Source organism: Mycobacterium sherrisii, from assembly GCF_002102355.1.
In the GTDB taxonomy this organism is placed as follows: Bacteria; Actinomycetota; Actinomycetes; order Mycobacteriales; family Mycobacteriaceae; genus Mycobacterium; species Mycobacterium sherrisii.
On record NZ_LQPT01000102.1, the window covers coordinates 60,261 to 85,926 of the forward strand.

Annotated in this window: 20 protein-coding genes and 1 pseudogene; 4 read left to right on the top strand and 17 right to left on the bottom strand. The window is 63.2% G+C overall.

Annotated elements, in window-relative coordinates; genetic code table 11:
• The first annotated feature begins 283 nt into the window (after positions 1 to 283).
• Complete coding sequence (locus AWC25_RS21855; protein WP_069400154.1) at positions 284 to 1,009, top strand: class I SAM-dependent methyltransferase; 726 nt, start codon at positions 284 to 286, stop codon at positions 1,007 to 1,009.
• 22 nt (positions 1,010 to 1,031) lie between these two features.
• Here the strand turns inward: AWC25_RS21855 and AWC25_RS21860 are convergent, their stop codons facing one another.
• Positions 1,032 to 1,385, bottom strand: coding sequence for a DoxX family protein (locus AWC25_RS21860; protein WP_158089769.1), 354 nt, complete (start codon positions 1,383 to 1,385; stop codon positions 1,032 to 1,034).
• A 74-nt stretch (positions 1,386 to 1,459) separates the two neighbouring features.
• On the bottom strand, positions 1,460 to 2,107 hold the full coding sequence (locus tag AWC25_RS21865; protein ID WP_069400155.1) for an HAD-IA family hydrolase: 648 nt from the start codon (positions 2,105 to 2,107) through the stop codon (positions 1,460 to 1,462).
• A 419-nt stretch (positions 2,108 to 2,526) separates the two neighbouring features.
• Between AWC25_RS21865 and AWC25_RS21870 the strand changes: the two genes are divergently transcribed.
• Complete coding sequence (locus AWC25_RS21870) at positions 2,527 to 3,453, top strand: class I SAM-dependent methyltransferase (RefSeq protein WP_158089770.1); 927 nt, start codon at positions 2,527 to 2,529, stop codon at positions 3,451 to 3,453.
• A 360-nt stretch (positions 3,454 to 3,813) separates the two neighbouring features.
• Here AWC25_RS21870 and AWC25_RS26910 read toward each other — a convergent pair whose 3' ends face one another.
• The 6 genes from AWC25_RS26910 to AWC25_RS21895 all read right to left on the bottom strand — a co-directional run bounded on the left by AWC25_RS26910 (position 3,814) and on the right by AWC25_RS21895 (position 11,140).
• Positions 3,814 to 3,954, bottom strand: coding sequence for a hypothetical protein (locus AWC25_RS26910; RefSeq protein WP_157118290.1), 141 nt, complete (start codon positions 3,952 to 3,954; stop codon positions 3,814 to 3,816).
• A 27-nt stretch (positions 3,955 to 3,981) separates the two neighbouring features.
• Positions 3,982 to 4,554, bottom strand: coding sequence for a hypothetical protein (locus tag AWC25_RS21875; protein WP_069400157.1), 573 nt, complete (start codon positions 4,552 to 4,554; stop codon positions 3,982 to 3,984).
• A 12-nt stretch (positions 4,555 to 4,566) separates the two neighbouring features.
• Positions 4,567 to 5,715, bottom strand: coding sequence for a zinc-dependent alcohol dehydrogenase (locus AWC25_RS21880; protein ID WP_085167608.1), 1,149 nt, complete (start codon positions 5,713 to 5,715; stop codon positions 4,567 to 4,569).
• 140 nt (positions 5,716 to 5,855) lie between these two features.
• Positions 5,856 to 8,786: an MMPL/RND family transporter gene (locus AWC25_RS21885; protein ID WP_085167610.1), complete on the bottom strand. Its 2,931-nt coding sequence runs from the start codon at positions 8,784 to 8,786 to the stop codon at positions 5,856 to 5,858.
• On the bottom strand, positions 8,783 to 9,328 hold the full coding sequence (locus AWC25_RS21890; protein WP_069400159.1) for an MmpS family transport accessory protein: 546 nt from the start codon (positions 9,326 to 9,328) through the stop codon (positions 8,783 to 8,785). The genes AWC25_RS21885 and AWC25_RS21890 overlap by 4 nt, the downstream gene beginning before the upstream one ends.
• A 408-nt stretch (positions 9,329 to 9,736) precedes the next feature.
• Positions 9,737 to 11,140 (bottom strand): lipase family protein, encoded by a 1,404-nt coding sequence (locus tag AWC25_RS21895; protein ID WP_084229297.1) that lies wholly within the window; start codon positions 11,138 to 11,140, stop codon positions 9,737 to 9,739.
• A 415-nt stretch (positions 11,141 to 11,555) separates the two neighbouring features.
• On the opposite strand from AWC25_RS21895, the gene AWC25_RS21900 reads away from it, so the two are divergent.
• Positions 11,556 to 12,167 (top strand): TetR/AcrR family transcriptional regulator, encoded by a 612-nt coding sequence (locus AWC25_RS21900; RefSeq protein ID WP_244899575.1) that lies wholly within the window; start codon positions 11,556 to 11,558, stop codon positions 12,165 to 12,167.
• Between the two features lie 9 nt (positions 12,168 to 12,176).
• On the opposite strand, the gene AWC25_RS21905 is transcribed toward AWC25_RS21900, so the two are convergent.
• From AWC25_RS21905 to AWC25_RS21925, 5 genes are all read right to left on the bottom strand, one after another.
• Positions 12,177 to 12,389, bottom strand: coding sequence for a ferredoxin (locus AWC25_RS21905; protein WP_085167629.1), 213 nt, complete (start codon positions 12,387 to 12,389; stop codon positions 12,177 to 12,179).
• Between the two features lie 5 nt (positions 12,390 to 12,394).
• Complete coding sequence (locus tag AWC25_RS21910) at positions 12,395 to 13,504, bottom strand: cytochrome P450 (RefSeq protein WP_244899577.1); 1,110 nt, start codon at positions 13,502 to 13,504, stop codon at positions 12,395 to 12,397.
• A gap of 190 nt (positions 13,505 to 13,694) precedes the next feature.
• Entirely contained in the window at positions 13,695 to 15,224 is a 1,530-nt protein-coding gene (locus AWC25_RS21915) for a long-chain-fatty-acid--CoA ligase (RefSeq protein WP_085167617.1), read from the bottom strand.
• 3 nt (positions 15,225 to 15,227) lie between these two features.
• Entirely contained in the window at positions 15,228 to 16,799 is a 1,572-nt protein-coding gene (locus tag AWC25_RS21920) for an AMP-binding protein (RefSeq protein ID WP_232326985.1), read from the bottom strand.
• Complete coding sequence (locus AWC25_RS21925) at positions 16,796 to 18,739, bottom strand: fumarylacetoacetate hydrolase family protein (protein ID WP_085167619.1); 1,944 nt, start codon at positions 18,737 to 18,739, stop codon at positions 16,796 to 16,798. The genes AWC25_RS21920 and AWC25_RS21925 overlap by 4 nt, the downstream gene beginning before the upstream one ends.
• Before the next feature lie 173 nt (positions 18,740 to 18,912).
• Between AWC25_RS21925 and AWC25_RS21930 the strand changes: the two genes are divergently transcribed.
• A complete protein-coding gene (locus AWC25_RS21930) occupies positions 18,913 to 20,028 on the top strand; it encodes an S-(hydroxymethyl)mycothiol dehydrogenase (protein WP_069400167.1) in 1,116 nt (371 codons plus the stop codon).
• 65 nt (positions 20,029 to 20,093) lie between these two features.
• On the opposite strand, the pseudogene AWC25_RS27550 reads toward AWC25_RS21930, so the two are convergent.
• The 4 genes and pseudogenes from AWC25_RS27550 to AWC25_RS21945 all read right to left on the bottom strand — a co-directional run.
• A pseudogene (locus AWC25_RS27550) lies at positions 20,094 to 20,393 on the bottom strand (Rieske (2Fe-2S) protein); the annotation flags it as partial.
• Complete coding sequence (nirB, locus tag AWC25_RS21940; RefSeq protein WP_244899576.1) at positions 20,390 to 22,813, bottom strand: nitrite reductase large subunit NirB; 2,424 nt, start codon at positions 22,811 to 22,813, stop codon at positions 20,390 to 20,392. The gene nirB and the pseudogene AWC25_RS27550, both read right to left, overlap by 4 nt.
• Positions 22,814 to 22,886: 73 nt before the next feature.
• Positions 22,887 to 23,240, bottom strand: coding sequence for a molybdopterin oxidoreductase (locus tag AWC25_RS27170; protein ID WP_069400169.1), 354 nt, complete (start codon positions 23,238 to 23,240; stop codon positions 22,887 to 22,889).
• A 22-nt stretch (positions 23,241 to 23,262) separates the two neighbouring features.
• The gene (locus AWC25_RS21945) at positions 23,263 to 25,380 is read right to left on the bottom strand and encodes a molybdopterin oxidoreductase family protein (RefSeq protein WP_069400170.1); all 2,118 of its coding nucleotides are present in this window, start codon (positions 25,378 to 25,380) and stop codon (positions 23,263 to 23,265) included.
• Between the last annotated feature and the right edge of the window lie 286 nt (positions 25,381 to 25,666).

A 25,666-nucleotide genomic window follows, 5' to 3' on the forward strand; every position in this document is an offset into this window, starting at 1 on the left:
GGCCGGCAACGACAACGGACGTCAACTCCGGCAGTTCCGAGCCGGTGCAGACGCTGCCACATGGGTCCGGTGTTGATGCCGTTTTGTCGTTGCGCGCCAATGTGTTTCGCGCAAAATTTGCTGAGCCGGCCCGAAAGCCCTGAACGGGATGGAACAATGTTGAGGCTCAGGGCAAACTCGGAATTGACCGGCGACGGGCAAGCTCGGCCGGGGCTGTCATGAGAGCGGGCCGGGGGATGCGGGCGCTCCCCTCGTCGAACGCACATACCCGAAAGGGCATCGCATGGACCGGATCGAGGCCGTACAGCGGGCGCTGAACAACCGATCGCGCCGCATCTACCTCGAAATCGGCGTGTCGCAAGGGAAGGCGTTTCGGGCCATCACCGCGCACGAAAAGATTGCCGTCGACCCAGCGTTCGCAATCTCAAAGCGGGATCGGGAACGCGCTGCCGCGGCGGCAGACGCGACGCATTATTTCGAGACCACTAGTGACGCCTTTTTTGCGAACGAAACAGCATTCCTCGAACAGCGCGGTATCGACGTCGCCCTGATCGACGGACTGCACACCTACCGGCAAGCCATGCGCGACGTGCAGAACACTTTGCGCTACGTGCGCGAGGGCGGCGTCGTCTTCCTCCACGACTGCAACCCGGCACGAGCGCCGATCGCCGATCCCGCCGCGTCGTACGGCGAGTTCCGTCAGCGGTACCCCTGGTGGGACCTGTCCTGGGGACTCAGCATCGCCGACAGGCTGATCCGCCCGTGGACCGGCGACGTCTGGAAGGCCGTCGTGGAATTGCGCAGCACCCGCGATGATTTACGAATCGCGGTCCTCGACTGCGATTTTGGTGTGGGCGTGATAACTCGGGGCGCACCGGAATCGCGATTGCCTTACTCGCCGGAGCAAATCCAGCAGCTGACCTATGCGGATCTGGCCGCCGACCGTCGCCGGTTGCTGAACCTGAGGCCGCCAACCCATCTCGAGGACATGCTCGGCGCCCGGCGCTGATCCATATGCGCGTTTCCAGGGGCTAGCGGTCCAAGATCGCTAATTCCGCCAACGCCAGCAGCGCCAAGTTCAGCACGATCATCCCTGGCTCACGCCGCCGGATGTGCACCACCGCGGCACCCAGCATGACGACTATCAGGCCCGCGGTTCCGAGTAGTACCGCGGACGGCTGTGAAATCTTGAGCACGGCAGGTGAAAGCATTGCCAGGCCGCCCGCGATCTCGGTCAACCCGACGAATACCACTGTGGTCGAACTGAACTCGTTGACCCAACTCGAGCCGCGAAGCGCCAGACGTCTTTTGGGGACGACCAATTTGACGACACCGCACGCGGCGAAAGCCAGCCCGATCACGGCGCTGACAACCCATAGAACCACATCCACTCCAACGTTTGTGACAGCCGTGCCGTTCATCCACAGCGCGATGAGCTAGATCGCGAGTCGCCACGCGCCTAGGAGATCAACACCACACCGTCGTTGGTGACTTCGACGCGCACGCAGGAGAGATCGGCGACGACGACATCGGCGGCGGCCAGTTCGCTCGCAGCATGCGTGGTGGTCAGAGCCAGTACTTGCGCGCCGGCGGCTCGCCCGGCGCCGACACCTGCGGGCGCATCCTCGACGACCACGCACTCCTGTGCGGCAAATCCAAGTGCGGCAGCCGCTTTGAGGTAGCTCTCGGGGTCCGGCTTGCCGATCGACACATCCTCGGCACCGACCAGCAACTGCGGCTCCGGGAGCCCCGCCGCCACCAGCCGCGAAGCCATCAACGAACGCGGCCCGGAGGTCACCGCAGCCCAGTGGCCCGGCGGTAGGGCGGCAAGTATTCGAGCTGCTCCCGGTAGCGCCGTGACACCCCCGAGATCGGCTTGCTCCTGCAACTCGAGTTGGCGCGCTGTCGCTGCGCTTCGGTGCTGTGCTGCGACAAACTGCGCGACCGTGTCCTCGGTTCGGCGGCCATGACAGACCTTGAGAACCTCCTGGGCGTCGACGCCGTACTCCGCGGCCCAGATGTCCCAGGACCGCTCGACGGTGGCGGTGGAGTCGATCAGGGTGCCGTCGATGTCGAACAGAATTCTCTTACCCTGCAGCAGCGCCATAGGCAGTGACCCTAACGGGATGGGGCGCGCGCGCCGGAAGGTATGCGTGCGACCTTCGCGAAAAAATAGTGCGCGGACGACGCTACCCAGCACAGCACCGGTGATGTCTGGACCTAACGGCACGGGGTTTGCCCGGCGACGCGGCGGAGCCCCGGGTGACGCGCTGTCCACGGTGTGTTCGGCGACGTTGGGGCAGGCATGAACCGAAACCGCGGCGGGGCGGCCGTAGTTGCTAGTACGCGAGGTGCGTGGGCTTGTAAAGGTTACTGTAAGGAATTTCAATTACTTTTTGCCTAGCAGGCCCTCCCCCGAGCGGACTGTTACCATGAGCTAAATCAACTGGTTAAGGCCCCACTGCCTGCTGCTGCCCGACGGCGTAGCGTCAGGAATTTTTACCATGGGCGACGAAAGGATTTTTGGTGTTAACAGCCACCAGACGAGCCCAATACGACTTTATCTGTGAGACTTTGCAACATGGTACGGCGGCACTGAACTTTACCTTGTCACTGCTGGAGAAGAGCTATAAATCCCACTTCCCCCGCCATGCAAGCGACGTGAGCGCGCTCCTCGAAGACGCATGCAAGTACTTACTCGATGCGGGTGACGGCCATGAGCTGTATCGAGTGACCGAAGAGGTGCACCGCCAATTCTTCAAATCGGACGGCATCGGGTCGTGGTTCAGCGAAGGCTACTCGTCGTATAAGTCGCAGCGTAAGCCGAAACAGGATTTCAAAAATTTCGCTGACGCGATTAGCGGTAGCTCTGTTCTCGACTTCGGCTGCGGCCGAGGTCATCTAGCGGTGCTGATCGCGCGCGCCGGCTATGACTGCTACACCACGGACGTCATGGACTACCGATGCCAGGATGCTGGCGTGCTGCCTTTCCAGCAGATGACATCGCCCGTCGATGTCCCCTACCACGACGACATGTTCGACAGTGCGATCGTCAAAACCGTCCTCCATCATGTTGATGAGCCCGATCTGATTCCGCTGCTGACCAATTTGCGGCGCGTTGCACAACGGTTGATCATCGAGGAGGACACGTACGGCATCGCGGGCGAGCCGCTCGGGACCGCGGCGGGCCAGCCCGAACTTACCGAATTCAGTAAATTAACGGACAGAGATCAATTTCGGGTGCTCGTCCTGATTGATTTCTTTGGCAATGCCGTCGCCCAGGGTCTTGTGGACATGAATTTCGGTTGCCAATTCAAGAAGATTAGCGAGTGGTACACGTTATTCGAGACTCTGGGTTTCCGTGTGTTGGATACCCAAGTTGGTGGTTTTCGCCCCGGAAACATTCACAAGACCTGCCAGGTTCGTTTTGTCGTTGAGCGCGCGGCAGGGTAATAACCCCCCGCCATTCTTGTGCTATTGTGTGCCGTTGTAGGCGTTGTAGCGAAATTCCCCGCTACACAGCGTGTTCCCAGGAAGTGGACACCTTCTCGGTTCCCAAGTGACCGAAATCACGTCCGTGCGGGGATGCCCGCGGCATCGGAATCCGGCGGACAACGGTCGTCTTCACCGGTTGTCGCGTGGTCCGACGGACACCGCTCGGTCGCGCGGCCCCGGCTCGGGCGTGGACGGTGCCGCGCCTTCGCCGCGGTTGCCGGGGCGCCGGCCGGCGGTGCCCGGAAATGTTTGCCGGCAAAACGCGATTGAGCCGGGCTTCGCCGTGTAGTGGCGGCCCGGCAAGTCGCCAGGGTGAAGCTAGTTCCCGACAGGTGGTTTGGGCTCGCCCGTCACCGGCGGGTAAGGCCCCTCCCCGGCCTCCGGCACAACCGGCGCATCAGGGTCGACATCGTCGTCGTCGGCGGTGTCGTCGGGTACGTTCTCATCGCGCCGGCCCATGGTTCCCCTCCGATCGTTTGTTTGCAGTCAGCCGTTGCGGCTGTGTCGCAGCAACACCGCGGCGGCCGCGATGCCGGCCCCAGCTACGGCGAGGTACGGACCACCCACCAGAATCGGGTCGATCCAGGTGTGGGTTCGGTCGGCCCGGCTGCTACGCATCTGCGCCGACAACCCGCGGTGGGTGAACTCGGCCTTGGCTCCGGTCTCGGTGAACGGGTTGTCGGGATGGCCCTTGAATAGCGAAACAACTTGGCTTTCAGCACTGTTCACTCGATCGGCGGTGAGCAGCAGGAGCCAGTGCGCCGCTCGTGCTTCGCTGTACCGGTAGGCAACGCGCCTGATTTTGCCCGACAGGCCCTTGGGGGGTGTCGAGGTGCCGAACACCGGCGTCAGGAATTTGTGCTCGATCGAGCGTTCCCGTGGCCACTTTTCGTCTTGCCGTTCGGGGAAATCCCAATGCGCTCCGGTCGCTGCGGGGTCGTATTTCAGCTTAGGCACCGACGGTCGATCCGCGGGATTCAGATCGACGCCCCAGCCGGGGATGCGCTCACGTAATTCGTCACTGCTGGGCCGCGCCGGCCCTTCCGATGTGTAGACCACGACCGAGTCCTTTCAGGCCGCGCCGGCAATGATGACCGGCTTGATGCAGTCATCCAGTTTCGCCGAGAAGATGTGGTAGCCCTCGGCGATGTTCTCGAGCGGAATGCGATGCGTCACAATGTCGTTCGGTTTCAAGTAGCCGTTCTGGATGTGCGAGAAAAGTCGCGGCCACTGTCGCTTGACGGGACATTGATTCATCCGCAGGGTCAGGCCCTTGTTCAACGCGTCGCCGAACTTGACCGCGCTGAAGATGGGCCCGTACGCGCCCACCACCGAGATGGTGCCGCCCTTGCGCACCGAGTCGATCGCCCAGTTGAGTGCTACCGGAGAGCCTCCCTGCAGCTTGAACTTCGCCGCCAGAACGTGCTGCAGGAAGTTGCCGTCTGCCTCCGCGCCGACGGCGTCGATGGCCACATCGGCGCCGAGATACTCGGTTTGCTTCTTCATTTCGACGACCACGTCGCGACACTCGGTGAAGTTGATGGTTTCTGCATGCGCGAATTCGCGTGCCTTCGCCAGTCGGTATTCCAGGTGGTCGATGACGATCACCCGGCCGGCTCCCATCATCCAGCTTGACTTGGCCGCATAGAGCCCTACCGGGCCCGCACCGAACACCACCACGGTGTCCCCCTCGACGATGTCGCCGAGCTGCGCCCCGAAATATCCGGTGGCCAACGCGTCGGTGCACAACAGCGCGTCCTCGTCGTCCATCCAATCCGGGATCAGCGACGGGCCGACGTCGGCGAAGGGCACTCGGACGAATTCGGCCTGGCCCCCGTCGTAACCGCCGCAGGTGTGCGAGTACCCGTATATGCCGCCGACGGCGGTGGCGTTCGGATTCACGTTGTGGCAGTTGGAGTACAGGCCGCGGGCGCAGTACCAGCAGGATCCGCAATACACGTTGAACGGCACCATAACTCGGTCGCCCGGCTTGACGTTCTGCACCGAGGACCCCACCTCTTCCACCACGCCGATGAACTCGTGCCCGAACGTCATGCCGACCCGGGTGTCGGGCATCATGCCGTGATAGAGGTGCAAATCCGAACCGCAGATCGCGGCGAGGGTGACTCTGACGATCGCATCATTGGGGTGCTCGATAGGTGGCACGTCCTTTTCCTCGACGCGCACCTTATACGGCCCCCGATACACCATCGCGTGCATCGGCGCCTCCTGACGTTTCCGGGTACTCGCAACCGCCCACGGTCCGAACGCAGTTGCGCGGGTTGCGTAGTACCCGGCGTTATTGGGACCAAACGGCAATTGAGGTCGGACGTCACCCGAACATCGACCGGTTATGGCTTTTAGCGCCTCTTGACCAGTCCGCCCGGCGGGTTTTCGTCAACGTCGTTGAGGATCAGCTCACGCACGGCGGTACGCGTTCCGTACGGTCGCAGCATGGTGCTGGCCGGGCGTGGACGCACGTGCTGCGGCCACCAGAACCAGCGCCCGAGCAAGGTGGCCAGCGACGGGGTCATGAACGCGCGCACGACCAGGGTGTCGAACAACAGACCCAGCGCGATCGTCGTTCCCACCTGAGCCATCACCCGCAGCGGGCTGAAGGCGAAGGTCGCCATGGTGGCGGCGAACACCAGACCGGCGGCGGTCACCACCGAGCCCGAACCGGCAATCGCGCGGATCGTCCCCGTCTTGAGCCCGGCGTGGATTTCTTCCTTGAACCGCGAGATCAGCAGCAGGTTGTAGTCCGAGCCGACCGCCAGCAGCAGGATGATCGCCATCGCCAGCACCATCCAGTGCAACTTGATCCCCAGGATGTACTGCCATAGCAGCACGGAGAGTCCGAACGAGGCGCCCAGCGACAGCAGCACCGTACCGACGATCACGAAGGCCGCGACGACGCTGCGGGTGATCACCAGCATGATGACGAAAATCAGTGTGGCCGCGGAGATTCCGGCGATCAACAGGTCGATGTTGGAACCGTCGTGCATGTCCTTGTACGTCGCGGCGGTACCGCCGAGGTAGACCTTGGCGCCCTCCCAGGGCGTGCCCTTGATCGCCTCGTGCACGGCCTGCTTGATCGGCCCGATATGGCTGACGCCTTCAGGAGTCGCCGGGTCGCCCTCGTGCGAGATGATCATCCGGACCGCGTGCCCGTCCGGCGAGATGAACTGTTTGAGCCCCCTGGCGAAATCCGGGCTCTGGAATGCCTCCGGCGGCAGGTAGAACGTGTCATCGTTCTTGGATTTGTCGAAGGCATCGCCTTGCGCGGTGGCGTTGTCCGCCTGTGCTTTCGCCTGGTCGTTGAGACCCTTGGTGATCGCATAGTTCGACATGATGGTGTCGAGGTTGCGCTGCTGACTCTCGATCTGCGGCGGTATCAGTGCCACCAACTTCGGCTGAATCTGATCCAGCTTGTCGAGATTGGCGCTGAGATTCACGATGTTCTCGGCCACCTGGTCGATGCCGTCGAGCGCATTGAAGACCGACCGAATTGCCCAGCAGGCCGGGATGTCGTAACAGTGCTTCTCCCAATAGAAGTAGCTACGGATCGGCCGGAGAAAGTCGTCGAAGTTCGCGATGTCGTCGCGCAGCTTCTCGGTGATTTCCACGGTTTGCTTGGTGAGCCTGGTGGTTTCGTGGGTGGTGTTGCTCAGATCCTGGGTGACTTGCATCTGCTCACGCAGCGTCGCCATCGTTTTCTTCAGCTCGTCGGCCTGGTTCAGCAGGTTTCTCGCCTGCTCTTCCTGATAGTGCTGAGTCTGCAGCCGCCCCGCGGCTTGTGCGCCCATCTGAAAGCCGAGGGTGCTGTGGTCGAGCGGCGTGCCCAGCGGCCGGGTGATGGTCTGGACCCGGCCGATACCGGGGATGTGAAAGACCGCCTTGGCAACCTTGTCCAGCACGATGAAGTCGGCCGGGTTACGCAAGTCGTGGTCGGTCTCGATCATCAGCAGCTCGGGGTTGAGCCGAGCCTGATTGAAATGCCGGTCGGCAGCGGCGTAACCGATATTGGCCGGGGTGTCTTCCGGCAGGAAGTGGCGGGTGTCGTAGTCCGTCTTGTAGCCGGGCAGCGCGAGTAGCCCGACCAATGCGGCGGCAATGGTCACGGCGAGAACCGGTGCGGGCCAGCGGACGATGGCGGTGCCGATGCGCCGCCAGCCCCGGGTCTGCAGCGATCGTTTCGGGTCGAGCAGCTTGAAGAACGACGCCACGGTCAGGATCGCCGGTGCCAGGGTCAAGGCGGCGAAGACCGCGACCAGCATGCCGACGGCGCAGGGGATGCCGAGTGACGAGAAATAGGGCAGCCGGCAGAAGCTCAGGCAGTACATCGCACCGGCGATGGTCAGGCCCGAACCCAAAACGACGTGGGCCGTGCTGTGGAACATCGTGTAGAACGCTTGTTCGCGCGTCTCGCCCAGACCGCGAGCCTCGTGGTAGCGGCCGACCACGAAGATCGCGTAGTCCGTGCCGGCCGCGATCGCCATCAGCACGAGCATGTTGTTGGCGAAGGTGGAGAGCTCCATGATCTCGTAGTTGCCGAGCGTCGCGACAACGCCGCGCGCGGCGGCCAACTCGATGAACACCATGGACAGCATGATCAAAACGGTGACTATCGAGCGGTAAACGAAAAGCAGCATCACGATAATCACGACGAAGGTGATCAGGGTGACCGTCGCGACGCCTTTCTCACCCGCATGGGACTGGTCGGCAAACAACGGAGCCGCCCCGGTGACGTAGGCCTTGATCCCCGGCGGCGCCGGCACCGAATTCACGATCTTGCGAACGGCGTCGCTGGACTCGGCGGACAACCCGCCGCCCATGTTGCCGGCGAGGTAGACCTGGACGTACGCGGCCTTTTGATCGTGACTCTGGGAGCCCGCGGCGGTCAGCGGATCGCTCCAGAAGTCCTGGATGTGCTGCACGTGTTTCTTGTCTTGCTCGAGTCGCCTGACGATCTCGTCGTAATAGCGGTGGGCCTCGGCCCCCAGCGGCTGGTCGCCCTCCAGCAGGACCATTGCCGAGCTGTCGGTGTTGAACTCCTTGAACGTCGACCCGACACGCATCATCGACTGGAACGACACCGCGTCCGTGGGACTCTGCGACACCGAGTGGCTCTTGGAGACCACCTCGAGTTGGGGAGCGATCGTGTTGGTGACGAAGACGATGCCCAGCCACACCAGGACAATCGGCAACGCGAGCCGATGGATCATCCGTGGCAAAAACGGCGGGATCAGTGGCTGATCAACCCGCGGCGCGGCCTCGGTCGTCTCGCTCATGCGGACTTGTCCAGGCAGTAGACGAAGGCATTGACCGTCTCGTTGGGGGGCGACTGGTTCGGCGCCTTGATGACGTCACCGTGCCCGTCGTGGTTGTTGACGACGAACCGGCAGGCGATCCAGCTCCCGTTTCCTTGCGCGACCAGGTTTGCCGGGATGCCGGGCTTCGTCGACTTCAACACTGTGCTCCAAGGCAAGGGGACGTTGAGGGCCTGCTGGGGGTGGGAGTTCTCGTCGAGATAATTGATCGTCGCCGTGCTGCCCGGTGCGCCCCAGACCTCGAGCGTGATCGTCTTGGCGTTGAACTGGTCGAGCACCTCGCCCGACGTGCCACCACCGAATGAACCGCTGTGGACGCCGAAGATTCCGTGCAGCCGGTAGACGACGAAACCAGAGAGCGCAACGACGGCCGCAATGGTGAGAACGAGCCAGAACCGGCTGAACAGGCCCTTCTTCTTGGCGTGCCGTGGATCGGGTTTTTCCTCGCTGCTCACGGGAACCTCAGGATGTCGCGACTCTGTCCATGGCTTGGTGGTCGTCATGGGAGCTTTCCTAACCAGGGATGAAGGCTGCTCAACTAATTAGCTTAGAGGGTAAGCTTAGACGCTCTAACCTACACGGAGATAGTCCGGACGTCGCATCCCGAGCTCAGCGATTCGCAAACTCAAACACTCCTCTCTAGCCGGCGCCGCTGTTTACCGACCGTATGTCCAACACACGTGCGTCGGAAGGCAGTATCCACCGATCGTTCATCGGTGCGCGACCGATCGGGGTGCCGGCCGGGCCGAGCCGTCCCGGCGCCCACCGGATTTCCTCGTTGCCGGCAGTCAATCACGCTGTGCGGCAGCCGAACTCAGATCTATCTGAGTTCGGCTGCCGCTGCGAGGTCGGCCCGCTGCACCGATCACCGGCTTTACCGACCGCGCCGAGTCGAGGCGCCGGGCACGACCCTATCCATTCTGGATCTCGGCGCAGTTGGGACTGGTGGGAACGCCGTTGAACCTGTCGGCGACCCAGGCCATGCTTCTCTCGCCGTCGACAAAAGGTGTCAGCAGGGCATTGACGTCAAGTTTGTTCAAGAACGGCGGTTGCTCATTCGTCCAAAATGTGACATCCGCGCCTTTTGAACACCAGTCGGCCGCTGTCTGGCGAGCCGAGGCATACGGTGCGAAAGAATCCCACCTGTTGTGTGTGAAATACACCGGGCCCGTCGGCTTGACGTTGCCGATACGCTGGGCGGCGAGCAGACCCTTCAGTGGATCGACTTTAGCCATTTCATAGATGTTGCTTTTGAACCATCCGTCGAAATGACGGAACATGTAATCAATCCCAGTCTGCATGAGACATTGCCGACCGGTATTGTCGAGCATTTCCAGCCCTCGCGGCGTGAGGATGTCGCGAATGGGTTGTTCGGTTTCGGGATAGGAAGCGATGGCCCCGCGCAGCACCCACCCGGTCGCTCCTGCCAAAAAGTTACCGTCGATCGGCGCTAACATTTCCGCCAAATCGGTGGGGGCGCCGGCGGCATAGGTTCCGACGACCTTGAGGTCCGGTGCATATTGACCGGCGAGTTCGGCCGCCGCCAAGGCGGCATGTCCGCCAGCCATCCAGCCCCAGAAGGCCACCGGGCCGTGCGGGTCCAGGGACGTATCCGGCAACTTCATCGCCGCACGGGCGGCATCGATCAGCGCCGTCCCGCCAGAGAAGCGATTCAACCACTGCGGCGACTGGGGACCGTGGACACCCGACCCGACGCCGTCGGTGACGACGATGGCAAATCCGCGGGCCAGCAGCGTTGCGATCCACCCTTCCTCCATGTTGAACATCAGGTCGAACCCGGTTTGCAGGGAGGCATGGATCCCCTGGCTCAGCATTCGCGACGGCGCGCACTGCTCACCCATTCCATAGGGAATGGTGGCGTACGCGAGTAGCGGGCGCGGACCGTTGCCGGGCCAAGGGTTGTCCGGTTCGATGTAGGTGCCGGTCACGGGTACCGGTTTGCCCTGCGCATCGGTGCTGCGATACATGATTCGGGTTCCCTTGCCGACGAAGGCACCTAATTGGCCCGACGGCTCCAGCACTAACCGCGACGGCTCGGTGCGGATCAGATCGCCGGGCTGACCTTCCGGTAGCGGGTCCGGCGGTGTGTAGAACTCGAGATAGCGGCTTTCATCGGCGGTGGCCCTCGGAACCGTAACCACAACAGCGAGCCCAACCACTGCCGCCGCCACGGCGAGCAACCCGATTACCCGCCGGACTGGCGACAACCCCGGTGAGGGCCGCGTGAACGACGTATGGGGCCACTTCCGGAACGTCGATACACTGTCGCCGACGCGGGCAGGGAGAAATTTCATCGGATCTCTTCCGTTATTTAGTAGTGACAGGGCAGTACGGGTTTCGCGTCGTTTTATGACGCGAATTCTTGAGTTGACCGCGCCCGAAAATTCGCAGGGGCGCCGGGAGTTTCGAAGAGTTCCTGCGTCAAATGACTAAGAACTGATCGGCGACAACCAATCTGAATTGATCGCCACCGAATGCCACCCGGAGGGCGTTGAATGGTAAAACGGCGGCCGGGCACTTCGCGGGAGGTGAATTTCAGCACCGGTTCGGAGGCCGGCCGCACGGCTGTCTCGAAATATCTCAGCCGGATTTAATCGGGTCGGTCGCGCACATCTAACAGACCGGAACGCCGCATTTGTGACCACCTTCACGATTCACCACACTGTGTGTTGCTCAGCATACAATATGGTAACGAGCATGTAAAGGGTTGTGTGGCAAGATAGTGGCCGTCCAACTGGCGAAGGAGGCACCGCGGCAATGCCGACCAGGCGAGAGCAGACGAGCAGCGAAAGCAGGCAGTTGCTAATCTCGGCGGCCGCTGAGTTGTTTGCCGAACAGGGCTTTCGCAGAACGACTTTCGTCGACATCGCCCAACGCTCGGGTATCAGCCGCGGATCGATTCCATGGCATTTCGGGAATAAGGACGGCCTCCTCGAAGCGGTCGTCGAAGAGATCACGAAGAGCCTGATTCATGCCCCGCCGCCGGGAGACAACCCCGGTGAAAACCTCGACGAACTTCGGGAATTCATCCGCCAGCCCACGACCAGGCTTTTGATCACGTTGATCGCCGAAGCCGTGGAACCGGATTCCCCCGTGCACGGCTTCTATGCGGAACTGCATCGCACGATGCGCAAATGGCTGAAGAACTGGACCGAACGGATGCCGCTGCCGGCCGGTGTCAGCCGCGACGACGTCGTCACGGTGCTGACCGGTGCGCTGATCGGTATCCATCAGCAGTGGCGAGTTGCGCCTGAAGAAATTGACCTGGACCAAACATTCGCCGCGTTCAAAGCGGTTTTCTTGAAGCTTCAGCACAACTAGGGTCCCACCTCACGACAGCTGGCCGCCGTCGCCGTCGAACACGTCTATGGCTGCGACCGGACACATGCGGGCGGCCTGGAGCACCTGCTCGGTCTGGCCGTTCGGATCCGCGTCAAGAAGCGTCACCCAGCCATCGGCATCGCTGCCGAACACCCGCGGCGCGCTGCGAATGCAATATCCACTGGCCATGCACGTCTCGGGACGGACCTCGACGTGAACCATCGCGGTCACAGCTTCACCGGGCGGGTCTGCCATCCACGCGAGACCACGTTCAACGTCCGCCGCACGGGCGCGGCGCTGCCGGGGCCAATGTCGGGGAATCGTGCCAACAGCCGCTCGAAGATAATCCTCGCCTCCAGCCTGGCCAGGGCGGCGCCGACGCAAAAGTGGATGCCGTGCAGGAACGCCAAGTGCTTGTTGTCGGAGCGGCGAATGTCGAACGTCGCGCTCTCTTTGAAGGCCCTCGGGTCTCGGTTGGCGGCCGCGATGCAGAGCAGCATCATGGTTCCCGGCTCGATCTCGCGGCTGCCCAGCGTGACCTGCTTCGTTGTCCGACGCATAGTCAGGTGTAGCGGCGGGTCCAGGCGCAGCATCTCTTCGACGGCGGTGCCCAGCAGCGTCGGGTCGGCGACCAGGTCGCGCTTGGCTTCCGGATGATCGAGGAGCAGCGTGATGCCGTTGCCGACCAGATTCGTGGTGGTCTCGTTGCCGGCCACCAGAAGCAGGGCGATCTGGGCCACGAGGTCTTCGCCACGCAACTGCCGACCGTCGGCGGCGCTGACGCCGATCATGTGCGAGATCAGATCTTCGCCGGGCACCCTTGCCCGCTGTTCGGCGAGCTCATTCAAGTAGTCGAAGAGGGTGAGGCTGGCCTTGATCGCGGCATCACGGCGATCACCCTGAACCATCGGATCGAAAGTCGAGGCGTACCCGAAGGACCAGTCCCGGAAGTTCTGCCACTGATCCGACGGAACGCCAAGGATCTTGGCGATGACCGCGACCGGAACGTCGGCCGCGAGGTGTGGCATCAGGTCGACGTCCTGCCCGGATAAAAAGCGTCCGAGACTGTCGTCAGTAACCTCTTCGATAATCCCGGCCCAGCGGCTCGCCGCTTCCGGGGTGAACGCGTGACGGAACGTGGCTCGAATTTCGGTATGGCGCGGCGGGTCGGCGAACATGAAGAGCCGACTGGCGGTTGCGACGAACCGGCGGTGTTCGGGATCGGATGGGTCGTGAATGCCGGGTGGGGCCGTCTCGAAGTAGTCGCTGGAGAACGTCCTATGGTCGGCCACGATGCGCCGCACATCGTCATAACGGGTGACCAACACGCCGTCCATCGCCGGCACCAGATGTATCCCGTCGCCGAGCTCGCGCAGCTCGTCGTATAACGGAAACGGGTTCTGAGTGACACCTCCGAACAGCTCGTCAACCGCGGCGGCGGCCCGATCCTGCACGACGCCCTCGGGGGATTCAACACTGGATGTTGTCTGATTTGTCATCGATGACCTCCCATTCCCATTCCTCGGTTTACCGCGTCGCGGCGAAAGCTTTGACAAGCTCGCGTTTGAGCACCTTGCCCGTTCCCGACAACGGCATCTGATCGACGAAGGCGATGCGCCGCGGAACCTTGTAGCCGGCGACCAGTCCCCGACAGTGTTCGCGCAGTTCGCTTTCCGACGCGTGAATACCCGGCGCGAGCACCACCGCCGCCTCGACCGACTCTCCCCACTGCGGATCCGGAAGACCGAAAACTGCGCACAAGGCCACTGCCGGATGTTCGGTGAGGGCGTTCTCGACTTCTGTCGTATATACGTTTTCGCCACCGGTGATGATCATGTCCTTGAGCCGATCCACCACGTACAAGTAGCCGTCGGCGTCGAGATAACCGACATCACCGGTGTGCAGCCAACCCTCCCGCACGGCCGCAGCGGTTGCTTCGGGGTTCGCCCAGTAGCCGACCGTCACGTTGTCGCCGCGCACCACGACCTCACCCACCGTTCCGCACGCGACCTGTTGATCGGCGTCATCGACGATCCGAATCTCGTTGTGCAATGCCGGTTTTCCGACGCCACGCCGCCGAACCGGATGGTCGTGTGCAGCCGACGAAAGCAACGACGCGAAACACGCCAGCTCGGTCATACCGTAGACCTGAGTGAAATTGGCCGACCCGAACAACGTCATCGCGCGGCGCAGCAGGTCCTCGGGCATGGGCGATGCACCGTAGAGGACGTTGCGCACCGTGCCAAGACGAGCACCGTCGTCGACGTGGTCGACCAACGTCCGCAGCATCGTCGGCACCAACAAGACATCGGTGATCGCATGTTCGTCAACGGCTTCGACGACCGCCTCAGTCGTAAATGACGGGATCGTGACATGCGTTGAGCCGACGAGGTTTCCGAGTACCCAGTGACCGAGATCGGCCAGGTGAAACATCGGTGCCGCATGCAAGATACGCCCGCCGCGGGTGATCAACCGCTCGGAAGCCAACGCCCCCAGCGCCGACATCAGCAGGTTGTGGTGGGTGAGCATGACCGCCTTGGGTGTCCCGGTCGTCCCGCCCGTGTAGAACAGCCCGAACAAGGCATCACCGCCGGCCCGGCGGTCCTCGCACGGGACGTGCTCAGCGATTAACTGCTCATAGCCGAACATGCCTGGGGGCGTGACGTTTTCACCCATATAAACCACGGTACGCAGCTCGGGAAGCTGCTCTCGTAGGGCTGCCACCTCGGCCACGAAAAGGTCGTCGACCAAAAGGAGCTTCGTTCCCGATTGGGCAAGCGCAAAGGCTACCTCGGGAACCGCCCATCTTGTGTTGATGGGGTTGACCACCCCGCCGCACCATGGCACGGCGAGCAGGCACTCGTGGTAGCGATCAGAGTTCAAGGCCAGGATCGCGACGCGGTCTCCCGGACAAACTCCCATAGCCGCCAAGGCTGCCGCAAAGCGGGCAATCCGCTCAGCAGACTCGGCGACGGTGCGGCGGCGGTCGCGATGGATTGTGGCGATGCGCTCGGGACAGAGGCGAAGCTCCCGATGCAGCGACTGCGTCAACCACATCCGTCAGCCCCCCGCCACCGGGGATCGCCTAACCTGGTGGGCAGCGCCACCGTGGTTGAGCAGCAGGTCTTTTCGAATCTTGCCGACCGCGGTGTACGGCAGCTGCACCACAATCTCAACCTGGTCGGGTACTTTGCCGCGGGGTAGGCGGTGGGAACAGAACTCGATGAGTTCGTCTTCGTCGAGACTGTCTAGTCCAGGTTTGTTGGGCACGACGAATGCCTTGATTGCCTCGTCGCGCATTTCGTCGGGAACCCCGATGACGGCGGATTCGTGCACGCCGGGATGAGAGTCGATGACACGTTCGACCTCAGCGGCGGCTACGTTCTCCCCTGCGCGTTTGATCATGTTTTTGGCTCGGTCGTGGAAAACAAGGAAGCCGTCGCTGCGTTGACGCACGATGTCGCCGGTGTGCAACCAGCCATCGGTGATCGCCTGGCCCGTTGTCGCGTCGTCGGCGAGGTATCCGGCCATCAGCGTCTGCCCCGGTATTCCGCCGATGAGTAACTCCCCGATTTCGCCGGGCGCCACGTCGTGACCGTCCTCGTCCACCACGCGGACGCGGCCTGGTTCGGTGGGCAGACCGATGCTCATGCTGTCGGACGGCCCGTACAGGGGGTTCATCAGGGGCGGCGCGATGGTCTCGGTCATCCCGTAGAGCTGCAACAACGGGCAGTCGAACCGGTTTTGAAACGTCATCAGCTGCGCCCGGGTGATGTTCTGGGCGAAGACGGTGGCGCGCAGGCCGTTGTCGGCATCCTCCCCGGACTCCGGTGTGGCCAAGACCATCCGGATTGGCGCCGCAAACAGGCTCGCGAGGGTCGCGCCGAGGTTTCGCACCTGGGCACCCCAACGCGACGCCGAAAATCGGGCGGTGACCGCGACCGAGGCCCCAGTGACTAGCGCCGACATGACGCAGTAGTACTGCGCGTTGGCGTGAAACAGCGGCAGTACGACCAGCCAGCGATCATCGGTCCGCATGCGCAGCTGACCAGCCACGGTGGAGCCGGCGGCCAAATAGTTAGCGTGCGTGACGACAACGCCTTTGGGTCTGCTCGTGGTGCCCGAGGTGTACAACACGGCGAGCGGATCGCATCCGGCAATCTGCGGGGCGTAGCTCGACGGTGCAGGCGCCGAGAGGTCGGCGAACCCGTGGTGGGCTGTGATCACACGGGAAGCTGGCCCGCACCAAGCGCTTTCGACGTTGCGGCGTTGGTTGGCCCCGCATATTACGGCGCGGCATTGGGCATGGTCGAAAACATAACGAAGGTCATCGACCGTGCTATTAGGATTCACCGGAACCATGACGGTCCCTGCGATCGCGGCGCCGAACCAGCAGGCTAGAAACTCCGGGCTGTTGTCGAGAACCACCGCGAACCGATCGCCACAGGCCAGTCCCAGCGAGGTCATCAGTCCCACTGTGCGCATGGCCATTTCGAGGAACTCGGCATAGGTGTACCGACGCGGGCCGTCGTCGACAGGGTCGAAGATCAGGAACGGGGCGTCAGGACTGCTCTCGGCCCAGAAGCGCAACGTGTCGCCGACGGTACATTCACCGGAAATGGGCAGCGTCAACGCGACCCTCCCTGGGCTGCTTGCCATTCCGCTTGCAGATCAAACAGCTCACGGATGCCCAACTGCGGCGTCCGCGGGTCAATTTCGCGGTATCGCTGATAGACGTTGACAACGATGCGCTCGGCATCCAACCAATCGCGATACTCGCCGAGGTCGATACGGGCGGCCGCTTCTTGAAAGGTTTGTCCGGTCGTCCAGGCGCAGTCCGCATAGTCGGACACGAAGGTGAGGTACTCCCGCACGCTCTTGATGGCGCTGCCGTCGCCGACCGGCCCATGTCCGGGGACAACGACGGAGGCGTCCAGCGCGATCATGGCGTCGCAGGCCGCCACCCAATTGGCTATCGGACCGGCCCACACGATCGGAGTGCACCCAAAGAACAGCAGGTCTCCGCCGAATAGCACCCCCGCATCCGGCACGTGCACGACGCTGTCAGCGGCGGTGTGCGCCGGTCCCAGGTCGTAGATGTCGACGCGCCGACCGCCGACTTCGACACTGAGCTGGCCCTCGAACGTCTCGTCCGCATTACGTGTGGTGACGTCGCCAAAGAAGAACTGCCCCAACCGTTCCCGTAGGTACGGGGTGGTCGTTGGACCGAAGTCGGCACTCTGGAAGAACGCGAACATCTCGGGTGCCAGCTCGTGTGCGATCGATTCGGCGGTACCCGTTGCGGCCAGGATTCGCACCGCCGGGTCTAGGAGCTGGTTCCCATGCGTGTGGTCCCCGTTCGAGTGGGTGATGAGCACGTCCCGGATGGGGTGGCGGTCGGTGATCGGCTGCATCGCCGTCAACATCTCCCGCGTCAAGCGCAAGTCGAAGAGCGTGTCGACGAGCATCGAGGCGCCATCGCCGGCGACCAGGCCCGCGTTACTCCAGCCGAAGCCGCCATCTGGCAGCGTCCACGCCCACACGTCGGTGCCCACCTCGTGCAGACCGCGGGTGTAGGGCACCAGGGCGCGCGCTCGGTTCACGCGCGGCGGCGCGGGTGCAGCGTCGGGGTTGTCGCGCGCCGGTAGTGGTTGCGGCGCGGGCGAGGACCGCACGGTTTGACGCGTCGTCCCAAGCCCCTCGACCGTCAGGGTGACAACATCGCCATCGCCCAACCACCCGCGAAACGACTCCAGATCGTTGATGTCGAGATGCTCCAGCAGCGTGCACGTCGGCACCGTGCCAGAACCGAACACGTCGCCGGGATTAAGCGTGACTCCGCGCGACGCAAACGAAATCACTTCGGCGAAGGTCCAATCCATCGAGCCAGTCGAGCCCTCACCGATCACCTGCCCATTGACAGCGGCGGAAACCCGCAAGTCAAGCCTGCCGTTACGCAGGTACGGTTCGAGTTCATCGGGCGTCACCAGATAGGGGCCCAGCGTCAGGGCGCTGTCTTTGCCCTTGCCCTGACCAATACCGAGTTGCAGCTCGAGTGCTTGCAAGTCGCGCGCAGACCAATCGTTGAAGATCGTGTAACCGATGATCGCGCTTTGTGCCTCGGCCACCGACATGTCTTTGCCACCGACTCCGATGACGGCGGCGATCTCCAGTTCGAAGTCCTGCCAAGCGCTTCCAGACGCGATCGGTGCGTCGTCGTGCGGGCCCAGCACGCTCGCGGGACAGGCAAAGTAGAACGCCGGGATTCGATACCACGCGTCCTTGAGCACGCGGTCGCCGCCCAGCGCCTGTTGACAGTTGCGCATATGGTCGAGAAAGCACAAGCAATCGCGGACAGCCGGCGGCCGCGGGATCGGTGCCGCGAGTTCGACGTCAGCCAACCGCACCGTATCGCCCGCGCGGCGAGCTCGCTGCCCCGCTTCGGCCAACTCCTGCGGCCCACGCGAAACCAGCTCCACCATCGTCACACCGGTTGGCAACGAGTAAATATCCTCTCCAACCACCAACCCGACTCGGTCACCATCAGGTGTCCGATAGGTCACCCACCGCATATAACCCACTTTCGCTCTGTGCTAGTCACCATATAGTATGTTGTGTGGCATGTAAAGGCGCTTCGGAGCTCCCGGGACGGCAGAGTGGACTCGCTCGCAACTGCCGAAATGTTAAGGCGGGCGCGGGGTTAAGCCGAGAAGCGGCTAATCCGAGACACTGAGGAGATGACCAGATGAGCTCAACCACTCAGTCGTCAGAGGAAGGTCAGACGGTCCGGGGTGTGATCTCCCGTAGCAAGGGCGACCCAGTGGAGTTAGTGGACATCGTCGTCCCCGATCCCGGCCCGAAGGATGCGGTGGTCGGTGTGGCAGCGTGCGGGGTGTGCCACACCGACCTGACCTATCGCGATGGCGGGATTGGCGATGGCTACCCGTTCTTGCTCGGCCACGAGGCGGCCGGGGTCGTGGAGTCGGTCGGGGCGGCGGTGACGGCGGTCGAGCCGGGCGACTTCGTGATCTTGAACTGGCGGGCCGTGTGTGGCCGATGCAGAGCTTGCAAACGCGGTCGGCCATGGTATTGCTTCGACACACACAACGCCTCGCACCCGATGACCCTGTCCGACGGGACCGCACTCACCCCGGCGTTGGGCGTCGGGGCGTTCGCGGACAAGACCTTGGTGCATGAAGCCCAGTGCACCAAAGTCGACCCGACCACCGATCCAGCCGTTGCGGGGTTACTGGGCTGCGGGGTCATGGCCGGCTTGGGTGCAGCGATCAACACCGGTGCCATCAGCCGCGATGACACCGTCGCGGTGATCGGCTGCGGCGGCGTCGGCAACGCCGCGATCGCGGGAGCGACGCTAGTCGGCGCCAAGCGGATCATCGCTGTCGATACCGACGATTCAAAGCTGCTGTGGGCCCGCCACTTCGGCGCCACTCACACCGTCAACGCCCGCGATCACGACCCGGTGGAAGCGATCACTACCCTGAACGACGGTTTCGGCGCCGACGTGGTGATCGACGCCATCGGTCGTCCTGAAACGTTCAAGCAGGCGTTCTATGCGCGTGACCTCGCCGGCACCGTTGTGCTGGTGGGTGTTCCGACGCCAGAAATGGGCTTGGACATTCCGCTGGTCGACTTCTTCTCCCGGGGCGGATCGCTGAAATCATCGTGGTACGGCGACTGCCTGCCCGAGCGCGACTTCCCCACCCTAATCAGCTTGTACCAGCAAGGTCGGCTTCCGCTGGAAAAATTTGTCTCCGAACGCATCGGCCTCGGCGACATCGAGCAGGCGTTCCAGAAGATGCATTTCGGTCAGGTGCTGCGATCGGTCGTCGTGCTCAAGTGACAGATCATTCGGGAAAGTGCGCCATTGTGCCGCGGCTCAGTGCCCTGGGCAGCGCCGTCGATGTCCAGGTGCACCGTTCCGGTTTCGTCGGCGTGCACGCGATAGGCGGTCACACCGACGCCGCCGTTGGCAACTTCGGCCCCGGTGGATAGGTCGTAGGTGTAGCTGTGCAGCGGGCAAATGACGACGTTTGCGTCGGTGAGCCCGTCGGCCAATGGCCCGCCGCGGTGCGGGCATACGGCGTCGAGCGCGCGCAGGGAACCGTCGTGCCGCCGAAACACCGCGATCTGGCGGCCTTCGACCGCGTAGGCGCGTCCCTCACCGATGGGGATGTCGTCAACTGAGCCCAGCGTGATGTCACTCATCGCACCGGCACCTGCGGTAGCGGGATCAGCGGCAGCGAAGTCCGAAAGTTGTTCTCCGCGTCGGCCGTTCGCTCCCTGCTCCAGGGATCTCGGTAGGAGTCGACCGATTTCTGCATGCGCGCATCCAGGTCGGGGCCGATGCCCTCGCTGTCCTCGACCACAATGGCGCGGATCCGGTCAATGCCGATGCGCGGCACGAAGTCGTAGGTGCGTTCCAGCCAGTTCGCATTCTCCCGGTAGTACTGCAGAAACCGGCCCGTCAGCGCGATGACGTCGTCTGCGCTGTCCACGGTCGTCAGTAGATCGCCCTTGCGGATGTGTGCACCGGCCGCACCGCCGACGTAGATCTGCCACTGTCCGCCCTCGATTGCGACGACCCCGACGTCCTTGCAGAGTGCCTCGGCGCAGTTGCGAGGGCATCCGGTGACGGCCAATTTCATCTTCGCCGGACTGGGGATACCCTGAAACCGATTTTCGATGGCGATCCCGAGTGCTGTTGAGTCGCCGAGTCCGTATCGGCAAAAGTCGCTTCCCACACAGGTTTTCACGGTGCGAAAACTTTTTCCGTAGGCGTACCCGGACGGCATGTCGAGGTCGGCCCACACCGCCGGCAGGTCTTCTTTTCGCACGCCGAGCAGATCGATTCGTTGGCCACCAGTGAGCTTGATCATCGGGATCTGGTATTTGTCGGCGACATCGGCGATCTTGCGCAGTTGGTCGGAGTTCGTCACCCCGCCCATCAGCTGCGGCACCACCGAGAAGGTCCCGTCCCGCTGAGTGTTCCCATGGACCCGGTCATTGATGAACCGGCTGTCGCGCTCATCGAGGTACTCGTCCCCCCACATCATGTGCAACAGCGACGCCAATGCCATCTTCGAGCCGGCATCTTCGCGTCCGTCCGGTGCCAGCGCCGCGAAAACCGAAGACACCGAGCGCAGCTCGAGCTCGCGGATCCGGCGCATCAGCTCCGGCTTGTCGTACGGGATCGCCGCGACGTACCAGTTGGCCTCGGCGTCTTCGGCGATCTCTGCCCCGGTTTGCGCGGCCGCCCACTCCACGATCTGGGATACCAGTCCCTTACAGGACCCGCACCCCTTGCCGGCTCGGGTCGACGACATCACCCCGGCCAGCGACGTCTGGCCGCTCTTTACGCAGCCGACGATCGTCGCTTTGGTTACCCCGTTGCAGTTGCACACCTGTGCGTCATCGGCCAACTCGGCTACGCCTGCGGCCACTTCGGGTGTGCCGATATCGAACATCAGCGAGATGCGTTCCGGCGGCAGCGGAAGTCCGCGATCGAAAGCCTGCATCAAGAAGGCCACCTTGCGGACGTCGCCGACCAGGGTGGCACCGATCAGTTTGTTGTCGCGCACCACGACGGTCTTGTAAACGCCGTGCCGGGGTTCGGAATACTGCACGAATTCGTCGTCGTCGCGCTCGGGCCCCTTCAACCCCATCGCCGCCACGTCCACACCGGCAACCTTCAGCTTTGTCGCGGTGCGTGACCCATGATATGCGGCACCAGGATTGGATCCCGTCAAATGATCGGCGAGCACGCTAGCTTGCTCCCAGAGGGGCGCGACAAGGCCGTACACCTGCCCGCGGTGCTGCGCGCACTCCCCGACCACGTAGACGTCGTCGTCGTCGATCGACCGCATCTGGTCGTCGACGACGATGGCGCGCTCGACGGTGAGCCCGGCCCGTTGCGCCAAGCCGACGTTGGGCCGGATGCCGGCCGCCAAAACGACCATGTCGCAGGACAACCGGCTGTTGTCGGCAAACTCGATCGCTGCCGGTATGCCGTTTTCGCTGAGCATCCTGGTGGTGCGCTTGCCGGTATGCACTTCGATCCCGAGGGCTTCGACCAAACGGCGCAGGATGGCGCTGCCGTGGTCGTCGAGTTGGGCGTTCATCAATGTGGATCCGCCCTGGACGACGGCGGCCTGCAATCCCCTGCTCTGCAGGCCCCGTGCGGCTTCCAGGCCCAGCAATCCACCGCCGACGACGACGGCTTTGGTCCGCCCTCTGGCGAATTCGATCATCGCTTCGCAATCGTCGAGGCTGCGAAAGCCGAAAACCCCAGGTGCGAGCGCCTTGTCGTCTCTCCAGATGCCCTCGATCGGCGGAAAGAACGCCCTGCTGCCGGTGGCCAGGATCAGCTTGTCGTAGCGCAGGGTGGTGCCGTCGTCGGCGAACACCAAGTGGGCGAAGGGGTCGATCCGCACCACGCGAACCCCGGCTCGCAGGTCGATGTTGTTGTCGGTATACCAGTCCAGTGGGTTGAGATAGATCTCGCGCGCGTCATCGGAACCCGCGAGCACGTTGGACAGCAATATCCGGTTGTAGTTTCCGTAGGGTTCGTCGCCGAAGACGGTGATCGCAAAACGCTCGCTGCCGCCGCGGGCGAGGATCTCTTCCACCGCCCGACCACCGCCAGCCTGGCGAGCCCGGCCGCGCGGCCGTTGGTTTCGGGTTGGGCCAAGGTAGTAGTCATCAGATCTCAACCAGACCGATATCGATGAAGACAGTGCCGCTGAGGCCGTCGGGTGCGGCGATGAACACCTCGACAACGGTGTCTGCGATCAAGTCTTCGACCACCCGAAGTGGCACATGCACACTGTCTTTGGCGCCGATCGGGAAATATCGCATCGGAGCGCCGTCGCGCATCAACACCACGGTCAGCAACTCGTCGGTGCTGTTGCCGCCGCGGAAGTAGACCGGCTGGGTGATCGCCCCGGGCGGCACCACGTAACGCAGCGACGAGTCGAGGAGGACCGGTGACTCGTATCCCTTGCCGTCGAATGTGAAAACCCCCTGCAGGAACCGGGGATTGCTGCCATCACCCATGCGATACCACTCCTTCTGTTCCTTACGTTCCCGCCGTTTCGGCCGTTTCGGCCGTTTCGGCCGGCGCCGCGGCAGCGGACACCGAGACCGCGCAGACTTTGAACGACGGCATTCGCGAATGCGGGTCCAAGGCCGGGTTGGTCAGCCGGTTGACGCTTCCCGTGCCGCCCCAATGGAATGGTGCGAACACGGTGTCCGGGCGAATACCGTCGACCGCGCGCGCCGTCATCACGACCTGCCCCCGGCGGGTGCGGAGCACTATCTTGTCCCCAGTCCGGATGCCGAGCCGTTGGGCCAGCATGGGATGGATCTCTGCCACCGGCTCCGGCTCGCCCTCGACGAGCGAAGCGACCCTACGTGTTTGGGTTCCGGACTGGTACTGGCGCAGCACGCGACCCGTCGTGAGGTAGTACGGAAAGTCGTCGTCCGGCAGTTCAACGGCGCCGCGTTGCTCGACAACGTGGAAGTGAGCTCGACGATCCGGGGTCGGGAAGTCCACAACGAACAGGCGCGGCGTGCCGGAGTACGACTCGGACGGGCAGGGCCAGAACACTCCGCTTTCGGTCGTGATGCGCTCGTAGGTGATTCCCCGGTAGTCGGCCTTTCCGCCAGCACTCGCGCGGGTCAATTCGTTGAACACTTCCTCGGAGTCGGCCGAGAACCCGGCTACCCCCAATCGTTTGGCCAGATCAGCCATTACGTCGAGATCACCGCGCACCTCGCGGGGTGGTGCTACCGCCGCGCGCCGCAAGACGACCCGGCCCTCGAGGTTGGTCATGGTGCCCGACTCTTCGGCCCACTGGGTGGTGGGTAACACCACGTCGGCGAGTGCGGCGGTCTCCGACAGGAAGATGTCGGATACCACCAGGAAATCGAGCTCCCGAAGCTTTGCGGCAATGTGCAGTGCGTCCGGCGCCGAAACCGCGATGTTGGAAGCCATGACCCACAACGCGCGCACACCGCCCGGAGTGCCGATACCGCTGAGCATCTCGTACGCCGAACGCCCCGAGGACGGCAAGTCAGCCGGATTGATACCCCAGACCTGGGCAATGTGGGCGCGAGCGACGGGATCGTCGAGTTTGCGATAGCCGGGCAACTGGTCGCACTTCTGCCCATGTTCGCGGCCACCTTGCCCGTTGCCCTGACCCGTAATCGTGGCGAAACCGCTCGACGGTCGGCCCGGCAATCCCAGCGCCAGGGCCAAGTTGATGAACGCCTGCACAGTATCGGTGCCCGCGCTGTGCTGCTCGGCGCCCCGGGCGGTCAGGATCATCGCCCGATCAGCACTGGCCAGCATCCGTGCCGCGGCCACGATGTCGCTTTCGGGCACACCGGTAATCCGCTCGACCCGATCCGGCCAGTACAGCCGCACCGCACGGCGTACCGCCTCGCACCCCGTCGTTCGTTCGGCGATGTATTCCTGATCGGCAAGGCCTTCCCGGAAAACGACGTTGAGGATGCCGCTAGCCAGGGCGAGATCGGTTCCGGGGACGGGCTGGAGATGGAGCTCGGCGCCGCGAGCTGTCGCGGTGCGTCGTGGATCCACGACGATGTGCTTGGCGCCGCGCGCCCGGCCCTCGTCGAAATACTGCATCGCCGGGGGTAGCGTTTCGGCGGGATTACTGCCGACAAGCAGGATGGCATCGGCCTGCGCGATGTCGGACAACGGAAACGGCAGCCCGCGGTCGATACCGAACGAGCGGTTTGACGCCGCGGCCGCCGATGACATACAAAACCGGCCGTTGTAGTCGATCGCGGAGGTACGCAGGGCAACACGCGCGAATTTTCCTAACTGGTAGGCCTTCTCATTGGTCAGCCCGCCACCGCCGAAGCATCCCACCGCGTCCCGGCCGTGGTGTTCCTGCGCCGCACCGAACGCCGCGACGATCCATTCCAGCGCTTCGTTCCAGGACGCGGGACGCAGCTCAGCGCCGCGCCTGTCCCGAATCAGCGGGCTGGTCAGCCGTTCTGGATGCCCCAGCAGGTCGGCCGCCGTCCAACCCTTCGCACAGAGCCCACCGCGGTTGGTCGGGAAATCGCTTTGCGGAGCAAGTTCGATGTCACCCTGGGACACTTCTAAGGTGATCCCGCACTGCAACGAGCAGTATGGACAATGTGTTTTCGTCGGCACCGGCGCCATCGGCGATCGGTTGCGTCCAGCAGAGTGGTGTGCGAGTCGGACCTGATCAGCGGTACCGGCGTGTCGTAGCCGAGTGATTGGAGGTCATCGCGTGATTCTTCGAGAGACCGTCAAAGTCACTCGAGCAAAGGAATCAACGCGATGACCAGTGCCCACGATATGGGACTGCTGCACGGATAGGTGACAGTTTCTTCACGCGGCCTGGCTGGCCGGTGTGGTCATGATTGCTTCGTATTCGATGGGGGTCAACCGTCCGAGGGTGAGTTGGCGTCGGCGGCGGTGGTAG

Excerpts from the sequence above, each read along its gene's own strand:
- AWC25_RS21855 (WP_069400154.1), top strand. The coding sequence starts at position 284 with ATGGACCGGATCGAGGCCGTACAGCGGGCGCTGAACAACCGATCGCGC.
- AWC25_RS21865 (WP_069400155.1), bottom strand. The coding sequence starts at position 2,107 with ATGGCGCTGCTGCAGGGTAAGAGAATTCTGTTCGACATCGACGGCACC.
- AWC25_RS26910 (WP_157118290.1), bottom strand. The coding sequence starts at position 3,954 with ATGGGCCGGCGCGATGAGAACGTACCCGACGACACCGCCGACGACGAC.
- AWC25_RS21880 (WP_085167608.1), bottom strand. The coding sequence starts at position 5,715 with ATGCACGCGATGGTGTATCGGGGGCCGTATAAGGTGCGCGTCGAGGAA.
- AWC25_RS21885 (WP_085167610.1), bottom strand. The coding sequence starts at position 8,786 with ATGAGCGAGACGACCGAGGCCGCGCCGCGGGTTGATCAGCCACTGATC.
- AWC25_RS21890 (WP_069400159.1), bottom strand. The coding sequence starts at position 9,328 with ATGACGACCACCAAGCCATGGACAGAGTCGCGACATCCTGAGGTTCCC.
- AWC25_RS21895 (WP_084229297.1), bottom strand. The coding sequence starts at position 11,140 with ATGAAATTTCTCCCTGCCCGCGTCGGCGACAGTGTATCGACGTTCCGG.
- AWC25_RS21905 (WP_085167629.1), bottom strand. The coding sequence starts at position 12,389 with ATGGTTCACGTCGAGGTCCGTCCCGAGACGTGCATGGCCAGTGGATAT.
- AWC25_RS21910 (WP_244899577.1), bottom strand. The coding sequence starts at position 13,504 with ATGGACGGCGTGTTGGTCACCCGTTATGACGATGTGCGGCGCATCGTG.
- AWC25_RS21915 (WP_085167617.1), bottom strand. The coding sequence starts at position 15,224 with ATGTGGTTGACGCAGTCGCTGCATCGGGAGCTTCGCCTCTGTCCCGAG.
- AWC25_RS21925 (WP_085167619.1), bottom strand. The coding sequence starts at position 18,739 with ATGCGGTGGGTGACCTATCGGACACCTGATGGTGACCGAGTCGGGTTG.
- AWC25_RS21930 (WP_069400167.1), top strand. The coding sequence starts at position 18,913 with ATGAGCTCAACCACTCAGTCGTCAGAGGAAGGTCAGACGGTCCGGGGT.
- AWC25_RS27170 (WP_069400169.1), bottom strand. The coding sequence starts at position 23,240 with ATGGGTGATGGCAGCAATCCCCGGTTCCTGCAGGGGGTTTTCACATTC.
- AWC25_RS21945 (WP_069400170.1), bottom strand. The coding sequence starts at position 25,380 with ATGGCGCCGGTGCCGACGAAAACACATTGTCCATACTGCTCGTTGCAG.